Genomic DNA, 24,429 nt, shown 5'->3' with positions numbered 1-24,429 from the left:
ATGGATAAAACAAATTCTCTGGTTTGTTATCACTGCTCAAGCCATATTCTCCCAGGTGATTTAATCGAGGCAGAATTAGGGGGTGAGCCTCGATCATTTTGCTGCCCAGGCTGCATGGCTATTGCACAAACGATTCATGGTGAGGGTCTTGAGGTTTTTTACGCCCGACGATCACAGGCTGGTGATAAGCCGGCAGCCTATCTTGCTAGCAATGAAATCCCAGAAAAGCTGAAGCCTTATGACGATCCTTCTTTGCGGGGCCGCTTTACTCGTTCATCTGAAGGCGAGGACAGTCTAGAGACCACTCTGCGATTAGAAAAAATTCGATGTGCAGCTTGTGTGTGGTTATGTGAACAACATTTGTGTCGTAATGCTGGCGTTCAAGATGTGCAAATTAATTACGTTACTCAAAAAGTGATGGTGCGTTTCTCACCAGAAAAAACAAGCTTAGCAAGACTCCTTTTTGAAATTGAACGGATTGGCTACGAAGCTTGGCCATTCGAACCATCTCAATCATTGGATAGGGCGAAAAAAGAGAGGCGACAGCTTCTGTCACGTCTTGGCGTAGCCATGTTGGGCATGATGCAAGTCATGATGTATGCATGGCCAACCTATGTGGACGCTGACATCACCCCTGAGTTTGAAGTGCTTTTAGGTTGGACTAGTTGGATACTAACCGTACCGGTTATGGTGTATTCAGCAGGGCCAATATTTCAAGCAGCTTGGCGCAGTGTCCAGTCCTTTAGGCAAACGCATATGCTGGGTATGGATGTACCAATTGCATTAGCGCTTGCATTGGCTTTCATCGCCGGCACAATTAACTTAATCAATGGCTCTAGTCAAAGTTATTTTGATTCAATCACAATGTTTGTAGCATTTATCTTGGCTGCAAGATATGTTGAATTACTAGCTAGACAAGATGCGCAGGGTGGGGCGGAGGCTTTGGCAAAACAGTTACCTGCTACCTGCGAGCGTGCAATCGATTACCCAGCTTCACAAGAGATAGAGGTTGTTCCAGTAGTAAATTGCGATTCTGGTCAGATATTACGAGTATCCCCTGGAGAGGTGGTGCCTGCTGATGGTGTTTTGGTTGAAAATTTGAGCGCTTTGGATGAGTCCTTATTGACCGGTGAATCTAAACCAGTTGATAAGAAAATTGGTGATCGCGTGTATGCAGGTACACATAACATTCTTAATCCATTCTTTATGAAAATTGATGCGGTAGGTCAATCCACTCGTATCGCAGGAATTGCATCTCTACTGGATCAAGCATTACTTGCAAAGCCAGTGATGGTTAGTCTTGCTGAAAAGTGGGCCGCCTATTTCGTTGCGTTCCTATTATTCAGTGCATTTGCTTCATCAGCGATTTGGCTTTACTTTGATCCTGCTCGCGCATGGACTGTTTTAGTTTCGGTACTAGTTGCGAGTTGCCCTTGTGCTTTATCACTTGCAGTTCCAACAGCCATGGCAGCAGCTCAAGGCGCTGTAACTAAATTAGGTTTACTGATCGTGCGTGGCCATGTGATGGAGGGTTTAGTGAAGGCTACGGATTTGGTTCTTGATAAAACCGGTACTCTAACAATGGGTCAGCCAGAGCTGCAGGAAGTTATCAATCTTCGTGCGGGTTATCGGCGTGAGGATGCGCTTGCTTTAGCGGCGGCCTTGGAGTCAGGGCAAAGGCATCCATTGGCGCTTTCTTTATTGCGTGCTACTGAAAAAGAAAATCTTTCGATACCTTTATTGAGTGAGCCTGTCATTAATCTTTTAGGTCGAGGCTTAAGTTCTGGATCTTATAGGCTCGGAAGTGCTTTATGGCTGGGTGTAGAGCAGAGCTCTCAGTTAGGTCAATATGGTCAAGTGCATTTGGCCGACGAGCAAGGATTGATCGCCAGCTTTGTATTCTTGGACACACCAAGAGTTGGTTTGGAGGAATTCTTAAAAGTGGTGAAGTCTAGAAATATTGCCATACATTTAGTTTCAGGCGATGATCGTGATACGGTTGCTTGGTGGGCTCATCATGTTGGTATTGAATCCCACAGAGGTGGCTGCACTCCCGAAGATAAGTATGATTACATTGAACGCTTGCAAAAAGAAGGACGTTTTATTTGGGCTATTGGTGATGGCGTAAACGATGCTCCATTGCTGGCGCGAGCAGATATCTCAATTGCCGTTGGTGCGGGTGCACCATTAGCTGCTGCAGGCGCTGATGCCATTTTGACAGCTGTCTCTCTAGAGCCCTTAGCAAAAACGCTTTTATTAGCAGATAAAACCCAAGCCATTATTAAGGAAAACTTATTATGGGCTTTGATTTACAACTTGTTAGCTATTCCGGCGGCAATGATGGGTTGGGTTAATCCTTGGGTTGCGGGAATCGGTATGTCGCTTTCTTCGCTTGCGGTGACCTTAAATGCCTGGCGTTTGCGAAAAGCTTAGACTATAGGGATGGAAAGCCTTTTTCTACTCATTCCTATTTCGCTGGTTCTGATTGGCCTATTGGTCTGGATTTTGAACTGGTCCATTAAGAGCGGTCAGTTTGATGATTTGGATGGTCCAGGCGAAGCCATTCTGATGGATGATGATACTCCGAAGTCTAAATAAGTTAGTAGGCACTATCAATTAAAGTCATATATTAAATATGATTTAGAAAATAAAGCATTTTCTTTCCCAGGGGCTCCAATTTGCCCCATCCTTTTTGACATAGATCAAACTCCCTTAATGACCTTACTTTGATAATCGATCCAATCTATTTGGATTATGTCGTTGTTTGGTCACAAAAAAGGAGAGACCATGGGACTTACCGTGGGGAGTAATCAAGATACCTTCAATTACAAGGTTGTCAGTCAATTTGCGATTGTTACTGTGCTCTGGGGAATTGTTGGCATGCTGGTGGGTGTTATCCTTGCAGCCCAGCTGATCTGGCCTGAGATCACTTTTAATATTCCCTGGCTGAGCTATGGTCGCTTGCGTCCATTGCACACCAATGCGGTAATTTTTGCCTTTGGCGGCTCAGCGTTGTTCGCAACGTCCTATTACATCGTGCAGCGTACAAGTCAGGCGCGCTTGTTTTGTGACAAATTAGCAGCATTTACTTTTTGGGGTTGGCAGGCAGTTATTGTTTTAGCTGCCGTGACATTGCCATTAGGTATTTCAACATCAAAAGAATACGCTGAACTAGAGTGGCCAATCGATATCTTGATCACCTTAGTTTGGGTGGCCTATGCAGTTGTGTTCTTCGGCACGATCATGAAGCGTAAGACGAAACATATCTATGTTTCTAATTGGTTCTTTGGCGCATACATTCTGACGATTGCTATTCTGCATATTTTCAATAACTTGGAAATGCCTGCGACATTGTGGAAGTCTTATTCTGCATATGCTGGCGTACAAGATGCGATGGTGCAGTGGTGGTATGGTCACAACGCGGTAGGCTTCTTCTTGACTACAAGCTTCTTGGGCATGATGTACTACTTCATCCCTAAGCAAGCAGAGCGCCCAATTTATTCATACCGTTTGTCCATTGTTCACTTCTGGGCTTTGAACTTTACCTATATGTGGGCAGGTCCTCACCATTTGCAACACACCTCTTTGCCTGACTGGACGCAGTCTCTTGGTACTGTGTTCTCCTTAATCTTGTTGGCGCCATCTTGGGGTGGAATGATCAACGGCATCATGACTTTATCTGGCGCTTGGTATAAATTGCGTCGTGACCCAATCTTGAAATTCTTAGTTGTAGCTCTGTCCTTCTACGGTATGTCTACCTTCGAAGGCTCGATGATGTCAATCAAGACTGTGAATAGCTTGTCTCATTACACAGACTGGACTATTGGGCACGTTCACTCAGGTGCTTTGGGTTGGGTTGCCATGATTACGATCGGCTCTCTCTACTACTTGATCCCACGCTTGGTAGGGCAAAAAGAGATGTACAGCACTAAGTGGATTGAGTTGCATTTCTGGATTGCCACTATCGGTGTTGTTCTATACATCGCTGCTATGTGGATTGCTGGCGTGATGCAGGGTCTGATGTGGAGAGCATTCGAGCCAGACGGAACATTGACATATAGCTTTGTTGAGTCTGTTAAAGCGACCTATCCTTTCTACATGATTCGCTTGTTGGGCGGCTTGTGCTACCTCAGCGGCATGTTCTTGATGGCATACAACGTCTTCAAGACTGTGCAGGGTAAAACTTTTGTAAATGCGCCTATTCCAACGGCCGTTGCTGAACACTAAAAGGAGAAGAAAATGTCTAGCGAAAATAAATTCTTTTCCCACGGAACGCTTGAGAAAAACGTTGGCTGGTTAATTATTGCCACGATCATTGTGGTATCGATTGCAGGCCTAGTACAAATCGTACCTCTCTTTTTCCAGCACACTACAACTGAGCCAAGTCCTGGTGTAGAGCCATATACAGCTTTGCGCTTGGCTGGACGTGATATCTATCAGCGCGAAGGGTGCGTTGGTTGTCATTCACAACAGATCCGTACTTTGCGTTCAGAAGTAGAACGTTATGGTCCTTACTCTTTGGCTGGCGAGTCTGTATATGACCATCCATTCTTATGGGGTAGCAAACGTACTGGTCCGGATTTGGCTCGCGTTGGTGCTCGTTACTCTGATGATTGGCATCGTATTCACTTGCGCAATCCTCGTGATGTAGTTCCCGAGTCAAATATGCCTGGATATCCTTGGTTGCAGAAGAATGCTGCTAACGCTTCCACAATTCAAGCTCATATGATTGCGATGACCCGTTTAGGCGTTCCTTACACCGAGGAAATGATTGCTAATGCGCCTAAAGAGTTAGAAGGTAAAACCGAAGAGGATGCATTGATTGCCTATCTTCAGGGTCTTGGCGTAAATCGCAGATACATCGTTGTTGATGAAGTGGTGGCCAAGTAAAGGCTGGGATTTTAATTAGAACGACATAAATCAAATGGAACAGATCACACCCTACCTCTCGGCTTTTTCTACAGTAATTGGACTTATTTTCTTTGTAGGAATTGTTTGGTGGGCTTGGTCTCCTGGTAGAAAAGAAGCAAACCAGGAATCAGCAGAACTTCCATTTGATCTTCCGGATGAATTCAGTAAGGATAAATCATGAGTGACTTTTTTAGCAGCGGTTGGAGTAGCTACATCGCCCTAGTTTCATTGGTAGGCATTGTTTGGTGTGTATGGCTATTGTTTTCACAGCGTAAAGCTAAAGTAGTGCATACGGCTGATGGCGCAGTTGCTGATACAGGTCACGTCTGGGATGGTGACTTACGCGAACTGAACAATCCGCTTCCACGCTGGTGGATGTGGATGTTCTTGCTATCTTGTGTGTTTGGATTGGTTTATTTAGTTCTATTCCCCGGCCTCGGATCTTTCCCTGGTGTGTTGGGTTACAGTACTGACGGTTCTCTCATGAAATCCATGACAACTGCCAATGAAGAGTTAAAGCCCGTTTATGCTAAATACGTCACTATGGATATTGAGCAAGTTGCTGCCGATCCAAAAGCTCGTGAAATGGGTCAGCGCTTGTTCTTAAATTCTTGTGCGCAGTGCCATGGTTCAGATGCTGGCGGCGCTAAAGGCTTCCCGAATTTGACTGATGGTGACTGGCTCTATGGCGGCTCACCAGAAAATATCAAGACGACTCTTATTAATGGCCGTGCAGGTGTAATGCCTCCATTCCCGCAATTGGAGAGCAAACAAATTGTTGATGTTGCTAACTATGTTCGCAGCCTTTCTGGTTTGCCAGCCGATGATCTCAAAGCAGCTCGCGGTGCTGATGTCTATAAATCGAATTGCGCTGCATGCCATGGTCCCGAAGGTAAAGGCAATATTGCATTAGGCGCACCTAACTTAACTGACAAAGTATGGTTATATGGTGGCTCAGAGGCAACGATTGTTGAGACTGTAACTAAAGGCCGTATGGCAATGATGCCTGCTCAAGATAAAGTCTTAAGTCCTGAAAAAATTCATTTATTAACTGCATATGTTTGGGGTTTATCTAACAATAAACAGCCAGCAGCAGCTAAATAAGAAAAGTATTTAGTGGCAGATCTTCCGCCGGGTGGAAAACCTATCCCCATAGAGGTTATTGAGGAGTCTCTTTACGAGGTCCGGCGAAAGATTTACCCACGTTCAGTATCGGGCCTCTTTGCCCGTTGGCGTTTTATCCTCGTTTTTGCAACCCAGCTACTGTTTTATGGTTTGCCATGGGTTAGCTGGAATGGTCGTCAGGCCGTACTCTTTGATTTAATTCAGCGTAAGTTTTATATCTTCGGCATTGTTTTATGGCCGCAGGATGTGATCTATCTCACGCTCCTATTAATTCTTTCCGCGTTAGCGCTCTTTTTATTTACAGCTATTGCAGGTCGTCTCTTCTGCGGCTATGCCTGTCCGCAAACGGTATATACCGAGATCTTTATGTGGATCGAGCGCAAGGTGGAAGGGGATCGCTTTGCACGCATTCGTTTAGACGGCGAGGAGTGGCCTTGGGGCTTTAGAAAGTGGCGCCTTAAGATCACCAAGCATTTCCTTTGGTTATTGATCGCATTCTGGACTGGTTTTACTTTCATTGGTTATTTCACACCAATTACCACTTTAGGCTCTGCGCTAATTCATCTGTCTTTAGGTCCTTGGCAGACTTTCTGGTTATGTTTTTATGCCTTTGCTACTTGGGGTAACGCGGGTTTTATGCGTGAACAAGTTTGTAAGTACATGTGTCCATATGCACGCTTCCAAAGTGTGATGGTCGATAAAGATACTTTCTTGGTAACTTATGACAAAGTACGCGGAGAGCCTAGAGGTAGTCGTAGCAAGTCGGCTGATCATGAGTCTCTAGGTTTGGGCGACTGCGTTGACTGCAGTATTTGCGTGCAAGTTTGTCCTACTGGTATTGATATTCGTGATGGCTTGCAATACATGTGCATTGGTTGTGGCGCCTGTATTGATGCATGCGATCAGGTAATGGAAAAAGTGGATTATCCAAAAGGATTGATTCGATATACAACTGAGCGAGCAATCGAAGATCGTGAGTCGAATCAAAGCGCCATTCGTCATATCTTGCGCCCACGCGTATTAATCTACACAGCTTTCATTACCGTTCTTACGGCTGCATTCCTAGTCTCTCTAGCTACACGTAATCCATTGAGGGTAGATGTGATGCGCGATCGCGGTGCATTGGCACGCGAGGTAGAGGGTGTGAGGATTGAAAATATTTATCGTATTCAGATCATGAATGCATCTGAAAATAATATGAACGTGCAAGTGAAGGCTCTTGGTTTAGATGGTCTAAAGGTGCTGAATTCTCAAGGTCAGGTCGTCACTGAGATTGAGGTGGCGCCGGCAAGTAATTTGCTGATGCCGATCAAGGTAAGTGCTGATACGGGCGTAAATCAGCCAGGCAATTACCCAATTCATTTTGATGTGATTGCTCACGAAATGTCTGGAAATGAGATGATTACCAGAACGCGTGATGAAAAATCGACTTTTATTATTCCCCGTTAAGCTAAAAGCAATGGAGAGGATGTATATGACAGAACAGAAAACTAGTAAACCTTGGTTTAAGCAATTATGGCCGTGGTTATTAATTAGCGGCCCTGCAGTTGCAATGATCGGTTGCATCATCACCATTTATTTGGCGATTAATTATCAGGCTGATAAACCATTGCGTGATGGTGTAGTTAAACGTGGTTTAAAGGTTGAGCAGCAGATTAAAGATGTGCAGGTTCAAAAATGAAGTACCGCTTGCTAATCTGGATTTTGTGGCCATCCTTTTTGGTGGCTGGCATGGCAGAAGGCTTGTTATTCACCATTGTGCACCCCCAGGATTTGCTATTTTTTGGGCATCATCCAGATATTTCGGATGAGGGTATTTACACCATTGGATTTTTTGCAATTTGGGTATTTTGTGCGGCCTCAAGCGCTCTTACAGCCTATATCCTGCCTGGTATTGAGTCGCCGGATAGCAAGGAAGTAGATCGCGGCTTAATTTAAGCCTCTTTGATTGGGATTTCTGGGGTTGAGCAGCCTTGGCGATCTGGATTGGGAATGCCTGCCAGCTCGTATAGACCATTCATGTCGATCAGTTTGATATGGCGTTGCTTAATTTGAATTAAACCGGATTCAGCAAAGCGCGAGAGCATACGACTGACAGTTTCAATTTGGATGCCAAGGTAGCTACCAATGTCATTGCGGCTCATGCGCAAATCAAATTCATTATTCAGATAACCGCGTGCTGCTAAGCGTTGGGAAAGACTCAATAAAAATGCAGCCAATCTTTCTTCTGCGCGCATTGTGCCCAGTGATAGTAGGTGACGTTGGTCTTGAGTCAGCTCACGACTCATAATTTTGTGAAACTGATTTTGCAGCATTGGAATTTGGCGTGCTAAATCTTCAAAGGCTTCGTAGCGAATGATACAAACTTCACTCTCTTCTAATGCAATCGCATCCGACTGATAATGACCCTCGCCAATCCCATCCAATCCCAAGATTTCACCGGGAAGGTGAAAGCCAATGACCTGTTGTCGACCATCTTGCAGGCAAAATTCGGTTTTGAGGGTGCCAAAGCGGACGCTGTAAACAGAGCTGAGTGGATCACCATGTCGGTAGAGGTTTTCGCCTTTTTGAAGATGAACACGCTCTTTGACAAGTGAGTCAATTTTTGAAACTTCGCTACTGTTAAGGCCAACCGGTAGGCAAAATTGACCCAGTACACATACTGAGCATTTGCTGGTTGGGGTGTCGGTAGGCTTGTAATTCATACTAGAGCTAATTATGCAGTCAGTTTATTCTATACGGACAATGAATCATGTTTTTTAACCTTTATTTCGATAGCGGATGTTAACTTCTAGCCTTCTCATTGCCGTTTTTTTGAGCGCCCTTGTAAGTGGTTGGCACTGCGCTCTGATGTGCGGAGGCATAGCGGCAGCCATCGAACGACCAATCGCCATAGAGACCCCTTTAAGGGCCAAATCAGAGCTTTTTTACCTGCAACTGATCATGCATTTGGGACGTGTAACCACTTATGTTCTTTTGGGTTCTCTTGCCGCTGCCGTGGGAGTGGTGGTTTGGCAGCAAAATCTCATTCCAATTCAGCGACCCTTATTTACTCTAACTTCTCTCATTTTGATCTTGATGGGAATTCGTCTTTTAAAGGCGGGTTCATCAGAAGGCTTGTTGGGGGGTAAGTGGATCAGCTCCAAGATTGCCGCTTACTGGGCTAAATACTTAGGACGTATGGCTAGTGGTCCATCGCGTTGGTTCAGTGGCATGCTCTGGGGTTTAGTGCCCTGCGGATTGGTTTATAGCGTCTTGCCGCTCGCATTTTTATCGGGAGATGTGATAACTGGTGCCGCACTCATGTTGGCATTTGGTTTAGGCACTTTGCCGAATTTATTGCTGATCTCTAAATTTTCTGCAGCACTCACCCAGTTTGGACAATATCTGTGGGTGCGGTATTTGGCTGCATCGCTGCTGCTGATTGCAGGCGGCTTTGGTTTATACCGCGCTTGGGTTTTGCCAGAAGCATTATTAAAAGGCGGCTTCTGTATTTCTTAAGCTGCCTTTAAGTTGTCGCCGCTTCAATCCCAGAAATTAGGTCAAGGTAGAAAGAGTCTGGCGGAAGCGTGACAATGAAGTTGCTGCGTTCAGCCATCTCCAGTGGTTGATGTGCCAAGCCGCAAATTAGCAGGCGGATATTACGAATCTTACAGAGATGTGCAAGCTCCATGATCGTATCCATGCCGGAAGTATCAATATAGATTACATTCTTTAAATCAAGTAACAGGGTATGTGAAGGTAATTTTGCCTCTATCTTTTCTAGCAGCTTCACTGCGCCAAAAAAGATAGCGCCATGAATGCGGTACGCATCAATACGGCCTTGCTGGTTGCTTAGTCTAGGGAAGTCACTCGCTAAAGCAATCTCGCAGCGCGATAAGCTAGAGATCCGGTAAATAAAAGTTATAAAAGCAAGCAGTAAACCCACCTGAACTGCGATGGTGAGATCCAGGACAACGGTCAAAATAAAGACGCTTAAAATAGTAATGCGATATGGAAGGCGAAATTGTTTGAGGTCTATAAACTTTCTCCACTCTCCCATATTCCAGGCAACATACATCAAAATGGCAGCAAGACTAGCCAGTGGAATATTTTTGGCAAGAGGCGCCCCAAATAAAACAATGATGAGCAAAGTGACTGCATGTACAAGGCCAGCAATCGGAGTAGATGCGCCACTTTCTACATTGGTAACGGTGCGCGCAATTGTGCCTGTGGCTGGCATGCCACCAAAGAATGGAATCGTGAAATTCGCAATACCTTGGGCCATTAGTTCTTGATTGGATTCATGACGATCATGAATGAGGCCGTCAGCAATGCGTGCACAGAGCAAGGATTCAATGGCACCTAGCAATGCGAGTGTTAAGGCTGGTGCAATCATATATTGGGCGCTATCCCAGTTAATAGGAAGCCATTCAAACGAAGGAAGTCCAGAAGGGATGCCGCCAAAGCGACTGCCGATAGTTTCGACCGGTAAGCTAAAAATGCTTGTAACCATGGTTGCCAAAACCATTGTTACTACTGTGCCTGGAAGATGCGATAGCCATCCTAGGCGACTCTGAAATAACTTCCAAAAAATTAATAAAGTGAGACTGCCAGAAGCCACCCCAAGTGCTATTGGATTAAAAGTATCAGCAGCTAAATACAGCGCATGAACGGCCTCAAAAAAATGGGCGGGCATTTTTTCAATCTGAAGCCCAAAGAAGTCTTTGATTTGAGACAGGCCAATCAAAAAGGCGATGCCATTCGTGAAGCCAATAATGACGGCGATAGGAATGAAGCGTACTAAGGTACCAAGACGAAACATGCCCATCAGAAATAGAAATACACCAGACATGGCAGTTGCTAGCAATAAATTGGGTACGCCATAACGCTCAACAATGCCGTACACGATGACAATGAAGGCGCCTGCTGGACCGCCAATTTGAACGCGGCTACCACCAAGAAGCGAAATAAGACCGCCAGCAATGATGGCAGTGAAAATACCCGCCTCAGGTTTTAGTCCACTGGCAATCGCAAAAGCCATAGCCAGTGGAAGTGCAACAACGCCAACCGTCAATCCAGCCAAAACATCCTTTGTGAAAAGGGTGCGGTTATAGCCGTTAAATGAATCTAATAATCGTGGGCGAAAAAACATAGATTAAATATTAATATGCTATGAGATGCGGTTACCAACCCAGTATGCGATTCCTGAACATACGGCTGTAACAAAGCTACCCCATGCGATGTCAATCAAAGCAAGTTGTGTTGGAAAGTTTCTAATGACTGCAAGATTGGTGAGGTCGTACGTCATATAGCAGAACAACCCAAAAAGGGCACCATATTGCAGCGCATATAGCCAAGACTGTTTTGAGAGCGCTGGAACAATAACAAAAATGCAGACCCCAAGGGTATAGAGAAGGTAGAAAGCAAGTCCAGCCATAAGCTTGGGTTCACTAGCCATTAAGTCACCCATTTGATCTCGATAGAGATTCTTTGCAACACCCAAAAGCCATACCAAATCAATTGCGATTAGGGCGACTAAAAATGAGGCGTAGATAGCAAAATTCTTGAGCAATTAAGTTACCTTTATTCTTTTATAGGCTAATAATAAGCATTATGATGGAAAGAGTAGTCGAGTAGTTCAATTTGAAGGGAGTAAACATGTTTAAGCATTTATTGGTACCCGTAGATGGTTCAGATGTCAGCAAAAAATCCTTGAAGAAAGTTGCTGCACTTGCTAAGGCTGATGGCGCGGCAGTAACGCTAGTGTATGTTTCCGATCCTTTGCCCCCAATGGTCTATTCTGATAGCACTATGGGTTATGGAATCACGCAAAAGGAGCACTCCAAGGTTTGTGAGGCTTATGCGAAAGACGTATTTAAGAAAGCAACGACTGCGCTTGGTACTAGCCTGAAAGTCAAAAGCCTGCACATCGCTAATAGCAATTTATCCGAAGGTATTTTGGACGGCGCCAAAAAAGCGAAGGCCGATGTGATTGTCATGGCCTCCCATAAGCGCACGGGAATTAAAAGCGTCTTGTTAGGTAGCGAGACGCACGAAGTGATCGTGCATTCAAAACTGCCAGTATTGGTTTTGGGTTAATTCCTTAGTGCTCAGTAAAAAGGGTCCAAGCGGACCCTTTTTTATTTCTAAGTGAAGAAGAAATTCAAATAACTGACTAGCAATGGGCCTTAGTTATTTTTGATTGGGCTGCCAAGTAACAGTATTTCTTTAGTCAGCTGACCACTTTCGTTATCACGCATAGACCACAAATCGAGTTGAGTCTTGGGCGCATAAGGATCTATATAGATACCATTTTTTCTCAATTCATAATGAAGATGTGGTCCAGTGGATCTACCGGTTGATCCTACATAACCAATTTCTAATCCGCGTCGCACTTCATTACCCAATCCAAGTTCTACGTTATAGCCGCTTAAGTGTGCGTAGTAGGTATGGTAATTGCCTGGATGCTCCAAAATAATCAGGTTTCCAAATGCGCCGCTGTAGCTAATATGAGCCACCCTACCATTGGCAACACTAAACACGGGCGTGCCAGTTGGCGCAGAGTAATCGATGCCCATATGGGCGCGATAACGCTGTTTGGTCTGAGGGGGTGGGGTTGTGGGCGCCGTCGTGGCTGCCGCTGCAGGTGCCTTGCCACGCTTGCCAGAAGAGGCTTTGACCATGCCAACACCCCGCGAAATACGGCGATAGCTTAATGGGTTGGTCCAGAAAGAGCGCTCAAGGGATTCGCCGGATCCAGTAAAGAAACCGCCCGGAATGTCATTGCGCTCAAGCCAAAAAGCATTCGCATATACCTCTTTAGTGGCGGGATCAATAATTTCTGCTGCCCAAATTTGCGCCCATTTTTCACGATCACCAAAGTCGACTATCAAGCGTACGACGCTATTGGTATTTTCAAGAGAATTATTTTCTTCTGGATAAATTTGCTTAATCAAAGAGTTCAATTCCCAAACAAGCTCTACAGGCAATTGATCATTTACTTTGCGCGGATCATATAGAACATCTCTCAATGGAATGCGAATTTCAGTGAGACGCTTAGATTCATCTCGCAGAAAGTCTTGTTGAATTAAAAATCCACCAACTGCTGAAGGTGTAAATGTCCAGACTTCAGTTTTACTGTCTTGTATTGGGCCATTCATGATGCTCAGTGAATCAAATCGATTACGACTTCCGAAGGCAACTGCATACGGAATGCAATCTCCACGCATATGATCAAAAAAAGTTTTCGTCTGATTTTTAAAAAACTCGGCAAACTGGGGGTTATTGATGCCAATGCTTGCGGGTAGGCTATCTTCACTAAAGCTTCGCCGTAGACAGCCTTGATTGATTCGATAGTCAAGGTTCGAGTCGTTATTGAGTATGAGTTCATCTGGCGCTTTTTTCTGAAAGAGCGCCGGATTTAGACTCATGCTGCTCGTTTTGGCGTTAGAACCCGCAGACTTATCTTTCAAGCCAACTTGTTTGGTGGTTTGTACGGTGATCTTGTTGCGTGCTTGGTTGGCATTTTGGGCTTGATTGCTTTGCGCGTAAACCAAGCCTGGGGTTGTGCTCAGAAAGGCGCAGCCAGACAAAATAATTACAGCCCTACTGAACAGGGATCTAAAAGATACTTTTGTATTCACCCCTCAATTATCTAATAATGTGAAAGCCCAGACGAATAAATATGTTGTGCTGCAGCAAATATATCTATTCCTGGTCAGGCGCAATCTTGAGAACTTCAAAAGCCGCCTTTAGTCTTTGCTCGTAGTTCTGTTTCATCAGTGCCGCTTCATAAGCTGGCCAGACCTTAAAACCCGCGCCTTTGGCAATACCAGTTTTGCCACTTTTAACTAAATTAGTTACGCAACTTGGGGGCTGGGTGATGTTGGATAAAGAGGGGTATATCAATTCTGCGGCTAAGGTCATACCTTCCCAACCGGAAATTTCCTTTTGAGTCATAGGTCCAACTGCGGCATAGCGAAACCCAAAGCTATAGCGAACTGCGGTATCAATATCGTCAGGCGTGGCTATGCCCTCCTCAACAAGGGAGAGTGCTTCACGCATTAATGCATGTTGAATGCGGTTTGCTAAAAATCCTGGAATATCTTTTTTAACGAGTACAGGTTTTTTTCCATGATCACGATAAAACTGGCAGAGTTTTTCTGCTAAGGCTAAATCAGAATGTTGCCCAGCAACAATTTCTACTAGCGGTACGATATGCGCTGGCATGAAGTAGTGAGCATTAAACATGCGATGCGCTGTTGGAAGATCTTTAGCAATATCGCTAATTGGGAAGCCCGAGCTATTGCTGCCAATCGGAATATGAGGTGGCACTCTCTGATCTAGTGAAGTAAAGATGTCTTGCTTTAGTTGCAACTGTTCGGATACTGTTTCAATTACAAAATCGACATCATTCCAGTCTTGCCAGGCTGTAATAGTGTCGCTTTGTAGTGATGGGCTTTGCTTAGGCCATTCAGAAATAATTGAATTTGCACATAACTGAATGGATTCGAGGCAGGCTGCAGCCTTTTCTGCGCTGCGACCAAGCATAACAATGTTGGTTCCGCTAGCCAAGAACCCAGCAGCAATACCAACTCCCATGGTCCCAGTTCCGATGACAACTACTTTGCTCATTTTTAACCTACTTGCGCTGAAAGGAATGGGTTGATTATTCCTTATTTGCGCTCCTGCCGGCAATTTAAATTCTGGATACAATCATTTTTTGATTAAGGAGTTTAGATGCCGATTATTGAATCCATCCAAGTTGCTTCTGTGGCGGTTCCGTTGGATAAAGTCACTTCATTTTCTACTCGTACCGTTTCTGAGCGTCACTATTGCCTAGTCAAAGTGCGCGGTAAAGATGGCAACGAAGGTATCGGCTTTTGCTATGTTGGTAGTGCCGGTGGAGACATCGCTAAGGTTGCTGTAGAGCAATTATTGGCCCCTAAACTCATTGGTCAAAATAGCCACCGCAGTGAAGGCCTATGGATGGATATGTATAACGAATCTATCTTGCAGGGCCGCACAGGTGCAGTCATGCGTGGGATTTCTATTTTGGATACCGCTTTATGGGATCTCAATGCACGTTCCGTAGGTTTGCCTTTGCATCAATACCTCGGATCAGTTGTAGACGATCGAGTGCCGGCCTATGCTAGCGGCGGCTACTACCTTGAGGGTAAGACTCCTGCCAAGCTTGGCAAAGAGATGGAGTCATACGTAAAGCAGGGCTTTAAAGCTGTGAAGATGAAGGTGGGTCGCTTGTCTCCATCCGAAGAGGAGGCCCGAGTTAAGGCTGCCCGCAAGGCGGTAGGTGAGGATGTATTGCTCACATTGGATGCCAATAATGCCTGGCGCGATCTACCAACTGCTCTTGAGTATGTGCGTCGCTTTGAGGCTTACAACCCGTATTGGATTGAAGAACCTTTCTCACCAGATGCGATTGATTTGCATGCCGCATTAGCACGTCAAACCAAGATTAATGTTGCCACTGGCGAAATGGAAGCGGGACGTTGGCGCTTTAGAGAGTTAATTGATGCTGGTGGCGCTGCTATTTTGCAATCTGATGCCGCGGTCTGCGGTGGTATTACCGAGTGGAGACGCATTTCTGCATACGCTGATTTAAAAGGGGTAATAGTTTGTCCACACTGGATGCATGACCTGCATGCACCATTAGTAGCCGCTACTCCTAATGCGCGCTTTGTTGAATTTTTCTTGGATGACCAAGTGCTCAACTTCCGCAGATTGATTAATAAGCAACTCGCCTTTAAGAATGGCGATTTGATATTGCATAAAACCCCTGGTTTAGGGTTTGAGTTTGATGAGGCGGCTGTGAAAAAGTACGCAGGTAAGACTGCATGGAGCAAGATCTCTTAAGTTCACTTTTGCATAGAAACAATAAAGCCCGCAGTTGCGGGCTTTATTGTTTATGGGAACTACCTTTTTCCATTAGGATAAAAATACTGCCTAAGAGGATCTTGGATTGAGTTTGAAATGCGTAATAGTTTGAGTGACTAGAACCAAGCCAAATCCGACGAAGCCGATTAAGTCTGCTTCGGTAGAGGGGTAGGCAAGGGCAACCCCAGAGATCACCATAATGACGCGTTCAAAGATTTTGGTTTTCTCGATGAACCAGCCCTGTAACCCTCCAGCCAAGCAAATGATTCCAACTACGGCTGTAAATGAGACCCAGGCAATTTGTGACCAGTCTGCCTGTTCAAGCGCGGTAGTGGATCCCATCAGCAACAAGCTCACACCAGATTTATCTAATACAAACATGAATGGAACCAGGATTGCTGGCGCAACATACTTCCAGGTTTGTAAAGTGGTCTTATAGGGGTTGCCTTTGCAAATTGCAGCCGCCGCAAATGGGGAGAGTGCAGTCGGTGGCGATACTTCAGAAAGTACTGCGTAATAGAAAATAAACATATGAGCGGCAAAAGCAGGCACGCCTAAATTAATGAGTGCAGGTGCTGCGATCACCGCGCAAATAATGTATGAAGCTGTCACTGGAACGGCTAGGCCAACCACCCAAACTACTAAAGCAGTAAAGATGGTTGTTAATAAAAGTGATCCGCCTGCGTACTGAATCACAATCGAGCTAAATTTAAGACCAAGACCGGTCAAGGTAACGGTTCCTACGATCAAGCCAGCGCCTGCGCAGGTGGCGGCAATTGCCAACACGCCGGTTGATCCTGAGGCAAGCGCCTTTGTCAGATTCGAGTTGTAAAGCCCTTTGACGATGGGCTCTTTACCTTTAAACCATGCCCAAGGAATGATGGCAGTGTCTTCGCGCAACATGCTGGAGAGGGCGGATACAACGGTTGCCCAAAATACCGACATGACAGGAGAGAAGCCCATCAACATAAAGACAACGATGGAGATCAATGAGAAAAAGTGGAACCAATATTTTTTAGTGAGTTGCCACGCTGTTTCAGCTGATGAGAACTGAATGCTCTTCATGCCATATTTGCGAACATCAATTTCTACCATGACAAACAAGCCAAGATAAAAAAGAATCGTAGGAATGGTTGCCATCAACAACACATCTAAATAGGAAATCTTTAAAAAGTCCGCAATCAAGAAAGCTGCTGCACCTAATACCGGCGGAGAAATAATGGCACCTAGACCACCTGCCGCTAAAAGACCGCCAGCTGCATTCTTTTCGTAACCCACTTTATCTAGCATTGGGGCGGCGACTGAGCCAACAGTCACTGTAGTAGCAACGCCTGAGCCTGATGGTCCGCCAAGCAGGAATGAGGACATCACAATAGTTCTACCTACACCAGAGGATTTTCCGCCCATAGCAGCGAATGAGAAATCAATAAAGAATTTACCTGCGCCTGTGAATTGCAAGAAGGCGCCAAAAATAGTGAAGAGAATAATGAGGGTTGCGGAGACATCTACAGCAGTGCCGTAAATACCTTCAAGAGTCATATACATATAACCCACTAAGCGATCTAGACCATAACCTTTATGAGTCCAGGGCGCTGGTAAGTAGTTACCAAATAAGGCGTACAGCAAAAATAGAACAGTAACGGTCACTAATACCATGCCATTCGTTCTGCGGACACTTTCAAGAATCAACAAAATCAAACCAATACCAATCATCACATCAGTAGAGTTGGGCGCGGTATTTCTGTCCATGAAATCATCGCCGCCACCAAGGATGTAATAAGCAATTGCTACAGAGCCTAAAGCGAATATCACATCCCAGATCATGAGACGATTTTTGAAACGTGCCGCTATCGGAAAACTTAAGAAAACCAGAAATAGTACGAGCGCAACGTGAATAACGCGGAGCTGTTGAGTTGGAACGATAGAGTAAGCAGCATAAAGATGAAATAAAGACATGCCCACTGCAACTAGAGTAATGAGCTTGGCTAGTAGGCCTTTGTAATCGTTAGAGTCGCCTTCTTCTTGCTTGATAAAAGCGTCTAATTTTTCCTGGGTCTCGTTATCGATAACGTTTTGATTCATGTCTCAACCTATTTATTTATATTTATGCGCTACTTTAAAGCAAAAAGGGGTGAGTTTGACTCACCCCTGACTACAAATACTTACTTAATTTACTTTGATTCCTTTTTCCTTAAAGTACTTTAAGGCGCCTGGATGGTATGGAACTGGTGTTGCATTTGCTTTTTGAGCATCCAGTTTGACATTGCGGTATTCAGCATGTGAACGAACTAACTCGAGTTGATTGTCAAAGACGGCCTTCACGATTTTGTAAGCCTCATCATCTGACATCGAAGCATTTACAACCAATAGGTTTGCAACTGCAGCAACATTATTGTCTTTGGCCATACCGCTATAGGTCTGTTTAGTAATGAGGGATGGGAAATACAAGTTACCGTATTTCTTATTCATTGCTGGCACTTCAGCTGATGTATCCACCATGACAATCTTCATGCCAGGGCTATTCGCTAAATCAGTTACCGCTGCAGTTGGTAAACCACCAACCCAGAAGAATGCATCAATCTTGCGATCCTTTACTGCATTTACAGATTCAGCAACGCTCAAGCGCTCGCGCTTGATGTCCTTGGTTGGATCTAGACCGGCTGCCTCAAGAAGACGGAATGCCATGACTTCTGTGGCGCTACCAGGAGATCCAGTGCTGACGCGTTTGCCTTTGAGGTCAGCCATGGTTTTAATACCAGTGGACTCTACTGTTGCAACGTGCATCAAGTTTGGATAAAGAATCAGCAATGTGCGTACTTCAATTGGCTTATCTTTGAATTTATCAACACCGCTAGTTGCGTCCTTGGCGGCATCAGCCATAGAGAAGCCAACATAAGGCTTGCCTGTGCCAATCAATTTCAAGTTATCTACTGAGCCACCTGTAACCTCAGCTGTAGCAGACATTCCAGGAACTTTGCTAGAGAGTACTGAGGCAAGTCCACCACCCATAGGGTAGTAAACTCCGCCTGTACCACCGGTTGCAATAGAAATATTTTGAGCGTTCACGCTCGCGCAAAGAAAACTGAGCGATAAAGCAATGACTTTAAGTAGTTTCATTTTTGTCTCCTAATAAATTTTATATTTTTAAATTACAGGCCCGGCATACTAAAGTTAATCTGTTGAAGTTCACTGAGTAACTGAGCTTGTTGCTCAGCGGTTAATTGCATGAGTGGTGGACGCACTCTGAGCCACTCTGGATCTTTGCTGTAATGTGCAACTGCAGTCTTCATGCCAGCAATCATTTGGTATTTAGCAAAAATTCCGCGTACTTGGTCTAGACCGGCTTGACGCTCATCAGCATTAGACTCTCTCCAGTGCGCCGCTAAATCAGCAATTGCTTTCGGGTTCACGTTAGCGGTGGCGGAGATGCAACCTACACCACCAGCACGTAAGGCGCGCATTAAGAATACTTCGCTACCAGCATATACACGGAAGCCGTGCGGCGCTAATAATTTAATGACGGATTCTGTATAAGACCAATCACCAGAGCTATCTTTCATACCAACAATGGTCTTTGGATACTCTTTTGTTAAGCGCTCTAATAAAGAGAGACTTAAATTAATTTTGGTAACAGGTGGGATGTTGTAGATGTAAATCTGCAGCGCTGCACTGCCGACCTTTTGAATCACTTCAGAGAAGTAAGCAAATAGGCCGTCATCAGAAACGTCTTTGTAATAGAAAGGTGGCAACATTAATACGCCGGCACATTTGTGGTTCACTGCGTGGCGTGTCATGTTGACGGTAGCATCAATCGATGTAGCGCCAGTACCTGGCATGAGGTGATCGGGACTTAAGCCGCCCTCAATAAGTGTTGTCAGGGTACTCATCTTCTGCGGAGCTGACATAGAGTTGGCTTCAGAGTTTGTACCAAAGATGGCTTGGCCAACGCCATTGGCCTCTAGCCATTTACATTGCTTTAATAACTTGGGAGCATCCGGGCTGCCATCTACCTTAAATGGCGTCAGAACAGGGGATAGCACCGCGGGTAAGGTGGATGGGTGCAGGGAAATCGTCATGCTGGCTCCGTTTTTCTAGTTATTCACTTCCGATGGAAGTGGTTGTTGTTTAAAGAAAGCTTCTAAATTATCTACAGCTAAGTTGGTCATGGCTATCCGTGTTTCCGAGGTAGCACTACCAATATGTGGTGTTAACAATACATTATCAAGATTTAAAAAAGCTTTGTTTGGAGTGGGTTCATTTTCAAAAACATCCAAAGCAGCGCCGGCAATCTTTTTATGCTGCAGCGCATATAAAAGTGCATCCTCATCAACCACGCTGCCTCGGGCAATGTTAATTAAAAAGCCAGTAGGCCCCAAAGCCTCGAGCACCTCAGCGCTGACCATCTTGTTAGTCTCGGGAGTAGCCGGGCATGCTAAAAATAGGATGTCACAGGCTTTAGCTAAATCCTTGATTTCTCGATGGTAGGTATAAGGGAGCACCTTTTTATTGGGCCCTGAATACGCAATTTCCACCTTAAAAGGCTTCAAGCGTTCGGCTAAATCTTGGCCAATTCGACCCATGCCTGCAATGCCTACGCGTTTTCCAGCCAAGGTGGTGGTGATTCTGAAAGGTGCTTTTGACCAAGCAGCGCTTTTTACGTATTCCTGTGCTTCTGGAATTTGCCGCAACAAGGCGAGCATCATGCCAATAGCAAGTTCGCAGACAGCATCATTTAATACACCTGGGGTATTGCTTGCCTTGATGCCATTAGCCTTTAGATAGTCCAAGGGCAGATTGTCATAACCAACCCCACAGGTTGCAACCATGCGAATACTGGGAATTTGCCGAACCAATGCTTCTGGAAGCTTGGTATTTGAGCGAATCAAAATAGCCTGAAAGTTTCCGGCAGGAGCTGGCGCCTGTGGATCGGGGTGATAAGTGGGGGTAAAGCGCCGATCAACCTCTGCTTGCATAATTTCAGGGAAATGGCCGACCTGCAGCACCGAATTGACGGGGATCATGTCTCACTAGCTTTTTTATTGAAATAATGACCCCATTGTAAGAGGATTTTTCAGATAAAGTCGGCAGCCTTTAGGAGAGTATTCATGTTATTTACGCCAGCCGAAACCAAGGTGGTGATTGTTGGTGGTGGCACGATGGGTGCAGACGTTGCGGCGGTATGTGCACGAGGCGGTTGTGCCGTACGGGTAGTTGAGCCAACAACCGAGAGACGAGCCCTCCTTCCCGATTACTTTGCAAACACCATGGCTGAACTTGGCTATGAGCATCGTACTCATTTACTCTCTATTGCCGGCACCCTTGAAGAGGTCGATTGGTCCGATATTGATTTGGTGATTGAGTGCGTGCCTGAGCGTTTAGATATCAAGCGAGAGTTATTTGCCAAGCTTGAGCAGTATGCGAAGCCCGAAGCAGTGTTAGCGAGTAATAGTACGAGTTTTCCTATAAGCGAAATCGCAAGCGGTCTTAGGACGTCTGCTCGAATGATAGGCCTACATTTTTTTATGCCCGCACATTTAGTGCCTTGTGTAGAAGTGGTCTATGGTCAAAAAACTTCTCCAATGGTTGGTGAAAGCCTCTCACGATTAATGACTGCTTGTGGCATGGTGCCAGTGACTGTCAAAAAGGATCTTCCTGGATTTTTGGCTAATCGTTTGCAGCATGCCTTATCGCGTGAGGCCTTCGCCATGGTTGACGAGGGAATATGTACACCTGAAGATATCGATAAAGCAGTGCGCTTTGGTTTTGGATTTCGCTATATCGCGGCTGGTCCAGCCATGCAAAGAGATCATGCGGGTCTTGAGGTGCATGGCGCTGGTGGAACAACCATTTACCCTACGCTCAATAACTCCCCAACGATCGCAAAGTGTCTAAGCGATCGCATTGCTAGCGGTAAGTTTGGGATGAAAACTGGCGAAGGCTTTTTCACATGGACCGCTGAAACTATTAAAGTAGAGCGTGAGCGTTATCAAAATGCCTTGCGCGCTGGACTAAAGATTATTCAGAAAGACTTGCCTGAAATTAAATAATGGCAATTTAGCAAATTGCTTTAAGAGATATCTTGTAAATGTAGTTTACTAAGGTGCGGGGCAAGGCGATGCGTAATCAAAACGATTGCAATCGTCGCTACCCCGCCAAATACGATGGATGGCACTAAGCCCATCATGCTAGCTGCAATGCCAGACTCAAGAGCACCCAATTCATTGGATGAGCCAATAAATATCCCATTGATGGCACTAATTCTGCCGCGCATATGATCGGGTGTCGTGAGCTGCATGATGCTACCCCGGATCACGACTGAAACAGAATCAAAGCATCCAGAGATAAACAAGAAAAGAGCGCATAACCATAAATTGTTGGAGATCCCAAAGGCAATGATGGCTGCACCAAATCCAGCAACTGAGATTAGCAAGTGCTTTCCTGAATCTGTCAGGATTGGGCGTCGAGCTAAGTAGATGCCGGTAATCACAGCGCCAGCTGCAGGTGCGGCTCGCAATATTCCCAGTGTCTCCGGTCCTGCATTGAGCACTTCTTTAACAAAGGCGGGCAATATGGAAACAGCTCCACCAAATAAAACAGCAAACATGTCGAGTGCCATGATGCTCAAGATGAGTTCATGTTTTCTGACGTAATGAAAGCCTTCTAAAAAACTCTTTAAGAAGTGACCGGATAAATTGCTCGACTTCTCTTGTACGGCAGTGATAAAAGTGATTCCGTATAAGCCAATTGCTCCACATAATACAGCGAGCAAGTAGGTCCATTCGAGACCTGCAAGGCCTATCATCAGGCCGCCCAGTCCCGGACCAGTCACTACACAAATCTGAAACGCAGAAGATGCATAGGCCGTGTAACGAGGAAGCTGATCTCTTGGAATGATCTGGCCAAACAGTGCTTGGTAGGACGGCCTTAACAGTGCTCGCCCAACACCGATAAAGGCAACAGCGGTATAGATCAAGGGCACTGGCGGAGACAGCCAGTTCAGAGCGATGGCGGTTAAAAATAAACCTACCGCAATATGAATGAGGCAGGCGATTGCTGCAATCCATTTGCGCGAGTAATGATCAACCGCATGGCCTGAATATAAGGCGAGCGCAAAGTAGGGTACTAGCTCCGCAAGACCAATGAGTCCCAGCGAAACTACGCTATTGGTAATTTCATAAAGATGCCAGCCTACCGCCACCATCGTAATTTGATAGCTCAGTGTTGCACCAATGCGGTACAGCAGTAAGGTTCTAAAGGCTTTGCCGGGATTCATGAATTCTCAGCATTTTAAGGGAGAAGCGAGTTATCCTTTAAATATGAAAAAAACTATTCGCGTATGGGATTTGCCAATCCGTTTATTTCACTGGTTGTTAGTGCTTTGCATTTTGGGGAGTTTTATTAGTGTCAATATAGGTGGCAATGCCATTCAATGGCATGCGTATTTTGGCTATAGTGTTTTAACTTTATTGATCTTCAGAATCATTTGGGGTTTTGTAGGCTCTACTCATGCACGTTTTGCCTCTTTCTTGCCTAATAAAAAATCTATCCTGGATTATCTGCAAGGTAAATCACCTCGTGTCCTTGGCCATAACCCCGTGGGCGCATTGTCTGTGTTTGCATTGCTTTTTGTATTGTGCATACAAGTGACAACAGGTTTATTTGTGGATGATGAAATCGCATTTCAAGGGCCACTGGCAAAGTATGTATCGAGCTCAGTGAGTTCGTTTTTGTCTGAAATTCATGAAGGTAATCAAGTGGTGATTCTTGCCTTAATTACCATCCATATTGCTGCTATCTGGTTCTACAAAAAATTTAAAGGTGAAAATCTTATTAAGCCAATGATTAGCGGCGATAAAGAAATTGACCCAAGCGAGGAGGCTAAATACCTGCCTACTGACTTGGGTCGGATCTCCAAGGATGGAGGGCTACAGCGCGGTTTTGCTTTACTGCTTTTAAGCTTAATCGCGGTAGTGGTGGGTTACTTTATTACGAAGTAACTATCAATAAAGTTAGGTTATTTCTTCTTGAAATCGTCATGGCAACCTTTGCAAGTTGCACCTGCTGCGCCAAAGGCTTTCTTAATGCTCTCAAGATCGCCAGACTGAGCGGCAGTATTTAAGTTGGCGACGGCTAGCTGCATTTTCTCTCCTGCAGCTTTGAACTTGGCGTTGTCAGACCAAACGCCTGGTTGGGCTTTACCACCCTCAGTACCTGGACCAAAGGCTTGCCATGGCAAAGTGGACATCATTGCAACGATTGCAGCATTCTTGGCAACTTCATCTTTGTTGTATGGCGCTTCGCCTTTTACAACTGCACCAATTTTCCCGAAGGAATTAGCCATTACTGTAAATGCACTTTGGCGGTACTTAATAGCATCTTCTGGTTTTTGAAATTGCGCAAATGCCACTCCTGCGCCAATCGCTAAAGCAGCCGCGGTACTTGCTAAGACGAATTTTTGTAGTTTCATGATTGTTCTCCTGGGGTGAGGTGCACTAAGTGGATTCAGGATATCGCAGA

Annotated in this window: 26 protein-coding genes; 14 read left to right on the top strand and 12 right to left on the bottom strand. The window is 45.2% G+C overall.

What is annotated here, in order from left to right:
- The 9 genes from PKF022_RS07340 (at position 1) to PKF022_RS07300 (ending at position 7,974) form a co-directional block, all read left to right on the top strand.
- Positions 1–2,433, top strand: coding sequence for a heavy metal translocating P-type ATPase (locus PKF022_RS07340; RefSeq protein ID WP_281776411.1), 2,433 nt, complete (start codon positions 1–3; stop codon positions 2,431–2,433).
- Between the two features lie 9 nt (positions 2,434–2,442).
- Positions 2,443–2,598, top strand: a complete 156-nt coding sequence (ccoS, locus tag PKF022_RS07335; protein WP_216223553.1) for a cbb3-type cytochrome oxidase assembly protein CcoS — start codon at positions 2,443–2,445, stop codon at positions 2,596–2,598.
- A 189-nt stretch (positions 2,599–2,787) separates the two neighbouring features.
- Entirely contained in the window at positions 2,788–4,227 is a 1,440-nt protein-coding gene (ccoN, locus tag PKF022_RS07330) for a cytochrome-c oxidase, cbb3-type subunit I (RefSeq protein ID WP_281776410.1), read from the top strand.
- Between the two features lie 12 nt (positions 4,228–4,239).
- On the top strand, positions 4,240–4,890 hold the full coding sequence (gene ccoO, locus PKF022_RS07325) for a cytochrome-c oxidase, cbb3-type subunit II (protein WP_216230720.1): 651 nt from the start codon (positions 4,240–4,242) through the stop codon (positions 4,888–4,890).
- Between the two features lie 34 nt (positions 4,891–4,924).
- Positions 4,925–5,092 (top strand): CcoQ/FixQ family Cbb3-type cytochrome c oxidase assembly chaperone, encoded by a 168-nt coding sequence (locus tag PKF022_RS07320; protein WP_068324448.1) that lies wholly within the window; start codon positions 4,925–4,927, stop codon positions 5,090–5,092.
- Entirely contained in the window at positions 5,089–6,015 is a 927-nt protein-coding gene (ccoP, locus tag PKF022_RS07315) for a cytochrome-c oxidase, cbb3-type subunit III (protein WP_281776409.1), read from the top strand. Before PKF022_RS07320 ends, ccoP begins: the two co-directional genes overlap by 4 nt.
- Positions 6,016–6,027: 12 nt before the next feature.
- The gene (ccoG, locus tag PKF022_RS07310; protein WP_216230718.1) at positions 6,028–7,485 is read left to right on the top strand and encodes a cytochrome c oxidase accessory protein CcoG; all 1,458 of its coding nucleotides are present in this window, start codon (positions 6,028–6,030) and stop codon (positions 7,483–7,485) included.
- Between the two features lie 25 nt (positions 7,486–7,510).
- Positions 7,511–7,717 (top strand): FixH family protein, encoded by a 207-nt coding sequence (locus PKF022_RS07305; RefSeq protein WP_216230717.1) that lies wholly within the window; start codon positions 7,511–7,513, stop codon positions 7,715–7,717.
- Positions 7,714–7,974, top strand: coding sequence for a hypothetical protein (locus tag PKF022_RS07300; RefSeq protein WP_216230716.1), 261 nt, complete (start codon positions 7,714–7,716; stop codon positions 7,972–7,974). Before PKF022_RS07305 ends, PKF022_RS07300 begins: the two co-directional genes overlap by 4 nt.
- Here the strand turns inward: PKF022_RS07300 and fnr are convergent.
- Together fnr and PKF022_RS07290 are read right to left on the bottom strand one after the other, a co-directional pair.
- Positions 7,971–8,741, bottom strand: a complete 771-nt coding sequence (gene fnr / locus PKF022_RS07295) for a fumarate/nitrate reduction transcriptional regulator Fnr (RefSeq protein ID WP_281776408.1) — start codon at positions 8,739–8,741, stop codon at positions 7,971–7,973. The two genes, PKF022_RS07300 and fnr, sit on opposite strands and share 4 nt — an antisense overlap.
- Positions 8,742–8,795: 54 nt before the next feature.
- Positions 8,796–8,930: a hypothetical protein gene (locus PKF022_RS07290; protein ID WP_281777508.1), complete on the bottom strand. Its 135-nt coding sequence runs from the start codon at positions 8,928–8,930 to the stop codon at positions 8,796–8,798.
- On the opposite strand from PKF022_RS07290, the gene PKF022_RS07285 reads away from it, so the two are divergent.
- Entirely contained in the window at positions 8,887–9,537 is a 651-nt protein-coding gene (locus tag PKF022_RS07285) for a sulfite exporter TauE/SafE family protein (protein ID WP_281777487.1), read from the top strand. The genes PKF022_RS07290 and PKF022_RS07285 overlap by 44 nt on opposite strands.
- 7 nt (positions 9,538–9,544) lie before the next feature.
- On the opposite strand, the gene PKF022_RS07280 is transcribed toward PKF022_RS07285, so the two are convergent.
- Together PKF022_RS07280 and PKF022_RS07275 are read right to left on the bottom strand one after the other, a co-directional pair.
- Positions 9,545–11,170 carry a SulP family inorganic anion transporter gene (locus tag PKF022_RS07280; RefSeq protein WP_281776407.1) on the bottom strand — a complete coding sequence of 542 codons (1,626 nt, stop codon included), beginning with the start codon at positions 11,168–11,170 and terminating at the stop codon, positions 9,545–9,547.
- A gap of 18 nt (positions 11,171–11,188) precedes the next feature.
- The gene (locus tag PKF022_RS07275; RefSeq protein WP_281776406.1) at positions 11,189–11,590 is read right to left on the bottom strand and encodes a DUF2177 family protein; all 402 of its coding nucleotides are present in this window, start codon (positions 11,588–11,590) and stop codon (positions 11,189–11,191) included.
- An 86-nt stretch (positions 11,591–11,676) separates the two neighbouring features.
- Here PKF022_RS07275 and PKF022_RS07270 point away from each other — a divergent pair, with 86 nt between their 5' ends.
- On the top strand, positions 11,677–12,117 hold the full coding sequence (locus PKF022_RS07270) for a universal stress protein (protein WP_281776405.1): 441 nt from the start codon (positions 11,677–11,679) through the stop codon (positions 12,115–12,117).
- Positions 12,118–12,206: 89 nt separating this feature from the next.
- Here PKF022_RS07270 and PKF022_RS07265 read toward each other — a convergent pair whose 3' ends face one another.
- Both PKF022_RS07265 and PKF022_RS07260 read right to left on the bottom strand, forming a co-directional pair.
- Entirely contained in the window at positions 12,207–13,661 is a 1,455-nt protein-coding gene (locus tag PKF022_RS07265; RefSeq protein WP_281776404.1) for a M23 family metallopeptidase, read from the bottom strand.
- A gap of 64 nt (positions 13,662–13,725) precedes the next feature.
- The gene (locus tag PKF022_RS07260) at positions 13,726–14,652 is read right to left on the bottom strand and encodes a 3-hydroxyacyl-CoA dehydrogenase NAD-binding domain-containing protein (protein WP_281776403.1); all 927 of its coding nucleotides are present in this window, start codon (positions 14,650–14,652) and stop codon (positions 13,726–13,728) included.
- Between the two features lie 105 nt (positions 14,653–14,757).
- Between PKF022_RS07260 and PKF022_RS07255 the strand changes: the two genes are divergently transcribed.
- On the top strand, positions 14,758–15,891 hold the full coding sequence (locus PKF022_RS07255; protein ID WP_281776402.1) for a mandelate racemase/muconate lactonizing enzyme family protein: 1,134 nt from the start codon (positions 14,758–14,760) through the stop codon (positions 15,889–15,891).
- Positions 15,892–15,981: 90 nt separating this feature from the next.
- Here PKF022_RS07255 and PKF022_RS07250 read toward each other — a convergent pair whose 3' ends face one another.
- The 4 genes from PKF022_RS07250 to PKF022_RS07235 form a co-directional block, all read right to left on the bottom strand.
- Entirely contained in the window at positions 15,982–17,994 is a 2,013-nt protein-coding gene (locus tag PKF022_RS07250; RefSeq protein ID WP_281776401.1) for a TRAP transporter fused permease subunit, read from the bottom strand.
- Positions 17,995–18,078: 84 nt separating this feature from the next.
- Positions 18,079–19,029, bottom strand: coding sequence for a TAXI family TRAP transporter solute-binding subunit (locus PKF022_RS07245; protein WP_216230707.1), 951 nt, complete (start codon positions 19,027–19,029; stop codon positions 18,079–18,081).
- A 32-nt stretch (positions 19,030–19,061) separates the two neighbouring features.
- A complete protein-coding gene (locus PKF022_RS07240; RefSeq protein ID WP_281776400.1) occupies positions 19,062–19,988 on the bottom strand; it encodes a dihydrodipicolinate synthase family protein in 927 nt (308 codons plus the stop codon).
- Between the two features lie 15 nt (positions 19,989–20,003).
- Positions 20,004–20,933, bottom strand: a complete 930-nt coding sequence (locus PKF022_RS07235) for a 2-hydroxyacid dehydrogenase (protein WP_281776399.1) — start codon at positions 20,931–20,933, stop codon at positions 20,004–20,006.
- 84 nt (positions 20,934–21,017) lie between these two features.
- On the opposite strand from PKF022_RS07235, the gene PKF022_RS07230 reads away from it, so the two are divergent.
- On the top strand, positions 21,018–21,959 hold the full coding sequence (locus PKF022_RS07230) for a 3-hydroxyacyl-CoA dehydrogenase NAD-binding domain-containing protein (RefSeq protein WP_281776398.1): 942 nt from the start codon (positions 21,018–21,020) through the stop codon (positions 21,957–21,959).
- A 20-nt stretch (positions 21,960–21,979) separates the two neighbouring features.
- Here PKF022_RS07230 and PKF022_RS07225 read toward each other — a convergent pair whose 3' ends face one another.
- Positions 21,980–23,185: an MFS transporter gene (locus PKF022_RS07225; RefSeq protein WP_281776397.1), complete on the bottom strand. Its 1,206-nt coding sequence runs from the start codon at positions 23,183–23,185 to the stop codon at positions 21,980–21,982.
- Positions 23,186–23,228: 43 nt separating this feature from the next.
- Between PKF022_RS07225 and PKF022_RS07220 the strand changes: the two genes are divergently transcribed.
- Positions 23,229–23,909 carry a cytochrome b/b6 domain-containing protein gene (locus PKF022_RS07220; RefSeq protein WP_281776396.1) on the top strand — a complete coding sequence of 227 codons (681 nt, stop codon included), beginning with the start codon at positions 23,229–23,231 and terminating at the stop codon, positions 23,907–23,909.
- 17 nt (positions 23,910–23,926) lie between these two features.
- On the opposite strand, the gene PKF022_RS07215 is transcribed toward PKF022_RS07220, so the two are convergent.
- Positions 23,927–24,379 (bottom strand): cytochrome c, encoded by a 453-nt coding sequence (locus PKF022_RS07215; RefSeq protein ID WP_281776395.1) that lies wholly within the window; start codon positions 24,377–24,379, stop codon positions 23,927–23,929.
- Positions 24,380–24,429 lie beyond the last annotated feature (50 nt).

This window comes from Polynucleobacter sp. KF022 (assembly GCF_027924105.1).
In the GTDB taxonomy this organism is placed as follows: Bacteria; Pseudomonadota; Gammaproteobacteria; order Burkholderiales; family Burkholderiaceae; genus Polynucleobacter.
The sequence above is the reverse complement of the archived record's forward strand: the minus strand, read 5'-3'. Positions and strand labels throughout refer to the sequence as shown.

What these genes read in the sequence shown, in the direction of transcription:
- PKF022_RS07340 (WP_281776411.1), top strand. Translation starts at nt 1, where the DNA reads ATGGATAAAACAAATTCTCTGGTTTGTTATCACTGCTCAAGCCATATT.
- ccoS (WP_216223553.1), top strand. Translation starts at nt 2,443, where the DNA reads ATGGAAAGCCTTTTTCTACTCATTCCTATTTCGCTGGTTCTGATTGGC.
- ccoN (WP_281776410.1), top strand. Translation starts at nt 2,788, where the DNA reads ATGGGACTTACCGTGGGGAGTAATCAAGATACCTTCAATTACAAGGTT.
- ccoO (WP_216230720.1), top strand. Translation starts at nt 4,240, where the DNA reads ATGTCTAGCGAAAATAAATTCTTTTCCCACGGAACGCTTGAGAAAAAC.
- PKF022_RS07320 (WP_068324448.1), top strand. Translation starts at nt 4,925, where the DNA reads ATGGAACAGATCACACCCTACCTCTCGGCTTTTTCTACAGTAATTGGA.
- ccoP (WP_281776409.1), top strand. Translation starts at nt 5,089, where the DNA reads ATGAGTGACTTTTTTAGCAGCGGTTGGAGTAGCTACATCGCCCTAGTT.
- PKF022_RS07305 (WP_216230717.1), top strand. Translation starts at nt 7,511, where the DNA reads ATGACAGAACAGAAAACTAGTAAACCTTGGTTTAAGCAATTATGGCCG.
- PKF022_RS07300 (WP_216230716.1), top strand. Translation starts at nt 7,714, where the DNA reads ATGAAGTACCGCTTGCTAATCTGGATTTTGTGGCCATCCTTTTTGGTG.
- fnr (WP_281776408.1), bottom strand. Translation starts at nt 8,741, where the DNA reads ATGAATTACAAGCCTACCGACACCCCAACCAGCAAATGCTCAGTATGT.
- PKF022_RS07285 (WP_281777487.1), top strand. Translation starts at nt 8,887, where the DNA reads ATGTGCGGAGGCATAGCGGCAGCCATCGAACGACCAATCGCCATAGAG.
- PKF022_RS07290 (WP_281777508.1), bottom strand. Translation starts at nt 8,930, where the DNA reads ATGGCGATTGGTCGTTCGATGGCTGCCGCTATGCCTCCGCACATCAGA.
- PKF022_RS07280 (WP_281776407.1), bottom strand. Translation starts at nt 11,170, where the DNA reads ATGTTTTTTCGCCCACGATTATTAGATTCATTTAACGGCTATAACCGC.
- PKF022_RS07270 (WP_281776405.1), top strand. Translation starts at nt 11,677, where the DNA reads ATGTTTAAGCATTTATTGGTACCCGTAGATGGTTCAGATGTCAGCAAA.
- PKF022_RS07260 (WP_281776403.1), bottom strand. Translation starts at nt 14,652, where the DNA reads ATGAGCAAAGTAGTTGTCATCGGAACTGGGACCATGGGAGTTGGTATT.
- PKF022_RS07255 (WP_281776402.1), top strand. Translation starts at nt 14,758, where the DNA reads ATGCCGATTATTGAATCCATCCAAGTTGCTTCTGTGGCGGTTCCGTTG.
- PKF022_RS07250 (WP_281776401.1), bottom strand. Translation starts at nt 17,994, where the DNA reads ATGAATCAAAACGTTATCGATAACGAGACCCAGGAAAAATTAGACGCT.
- PKF022_RS07245 (WP_216230707.1), bottom strand. Translation starts at nt 19,029, where the DNA reads ATGAAACTACTTAAAGTCATTGCTTTATCGCTCAGTTTTCTTTGCGCG.
- PKF022_RS07240 (WP_281776400.1), bottom strand. Translation starts at nt 19,988, where the DNA reads ATGACGATTTCCCTGCACCCATCCACCTTACCCGCGGTGCTATCCCCT.
- PKF022_RS07235 (WP_281776399.1), bottom strand. Translation starts at nt 20,933, where the DNA reads ATGATCCCCGTCAATTCGGTGCTGCAGGTCGGCCATTTCCCTGAAATT.
- PKF022_RS07230 (WP_281776398.1), top strand. Translation starts at nt 21,018, where the DNA reads ATGTTATTTACGCCAGCCGAAACCAAGGTGGTGATTGTTGGTGGTGGC.
- PKF022_RS07225 (WP_281776397.1), bottom strand. Translation starts at nt 23,185, where the DNA reads ATGAATCCCGGCAAAGCCTTTAGAACCTTACTGCTGTACCGCATTGGT.
- PKF022_RS07220 (WP_281776396.1), top strand. Translation starts at nt 23,229, where the DNA reads ATGAAAAAAACTATTCGCGTATGGGATTTGCCAATCCGTTTATTTCAC.
- PKF022_RS07215 (WP_281776395.1), bottom strand. Translation starts at nt 24,379, where the DNA reads ATGAAACTACAAAAATTCGTCTTAGCAAGTACCGCGGCTGCTTTAGCG.